The organism is Ruminococcus sp. RTP21484sp1_RTP21277st1_D2_RTP21277_210401, assembly GCF_040924225.1.
GTDB lineage: Bacteria > Bacillota > Clostridia > Lachnospirales > Lachnospiraceae > Blautia_A > Blautia_A faecis.
Window position 1 is genome coordinate 1 of the sequence record NZ_JBCOMJ010000069.1, and the last position, 1,362, is coordinate 1,362.

General features: G+C 40.5%; 2 protein-coding genes. Both read left to right on the plus strand.

What is annotated here, in order from left to right:
• The first annotated feature begins 397 nt into the window (after nt 1-397).
• Nucleotides 398-946, plus strand: a complete 549-nt coding sequence (locus AB5706_RS22985; RefSeq protein ID WP_347086944.1) for a TetR/AcrR family transcriptional regulator — start codon at nt 398-400, stop codon at nt 944-946.
• Between the two features lie 144 nt (nt 947-1,090).
• A partial coding sequence (locus AB5706_RS22990) for a DEAD/DEAH box helicase (RefSeq protein WP_368366339.1) occupies nt 1,091-1,362 on the plus strand: 272 nt, incomplete at its 3' end.

Sequence of the window (1,362 nt, forward strand, 5' to 3'; positions counted from 1 at the left end):
TATTTTATGTGTCTTCGATACCCCATTTAGATGGTTGATACTTCGCAGCTTTATTGGTTTTACCTAATCTATCATTGGCAAGAAAGTTTCGGGAAAACAATCACTCCCCCTCCCCTCGTTAAAAGTTCCTAAATAACCTCAGTTCCAGCCGACACACAGCATTTGGGCAATGTGTATTACTTCAGCGAGCCATTTCAGGCGCGTTCTTAGCGTAAGCGAAATCCAGCGCTTACGTAGACTTATGCGTGAGGGCTCTCCCGAACGCATTAGTCGCAGTTAGCGATTAGTTCGCTGGAGCGTTGCGCTGGCGAGTGAGTAATACACATTGTCCAAATGCGTCCGCATTGAAGAACTTTTAATCAACTAAATAGCAAATTAAAATAAAGGATAACGCTATATGGATATTAGAATTGAAAAAACCAGACAGAGTATTATAAATGCTTTTATAGAGTTGCGTTCTCATAAGGAGCTGGAGAGGATTACGATTAAGGAGTTGTGTGAGAAAGCGCAGATTAATAAGTCTACATTTTATGCACATTATCAGGATATTTATCATCTCTCGGATACGTTGGAAACGGAAGTTGTGGTATCAATTATGGAGAATCTCACTCATCCGGAGAGAGTGCTGGAGGATACCACTTTTTTTTCCAGGGAACTGTTTATGGGGTTTCTGGCAAAGGATTCGCTGATCGGGATTTTGTTTTCGGGAAGCAGGAGTAAATGCCTGGTGCAGAAAATTGAAGCAGCTTTAAAGGAGCTGGTGTTTGGAGCTTACCCTCAATATCGGGATGACAAGGACATTAATATTATGCTCACTTACATTCTATATGGATGTTATTATGCGTTTTATGAAAACCGAAAATATGGAGATGTGCCAGTGCTTTCCAGTATTACAGAACTTACAGGCAAGACGGCGCAGGCAGCATTAAAAATGATAAAAAAATAAAAGCACCTCAATGCACGCAACATTAAATATGATAAAAAACTAAAAGCACCCTCGAAGTGTGCAACTTTGCAACTACTAAACAGTCACCTATTTTCATCGCAGGAGGTCAATAAATTGACAACAAACAATTCGAATATACAAGAAATGAATTCTGGTACTCCACCAGTAACTCCCTTACAAATTTTAAAAACTTACTTCGGATATGATTCCTTCCGGGAAGGGCAGACGGAAATTATAGATACCATTTTAAGCGGACGGGATGCACTGGCGATCATGCCCACGGGGGCCGGAAAGTCTCTTTGTTATCAAGTTCCCGCGCTTCTTTTGCCAGGAATTACGCTCAACATCATAAACTTAAGAAAAAAATGGAAAGGAATCTGTTCGCAGGTTCCTTTCATTGTGTTAAAATATAGGCA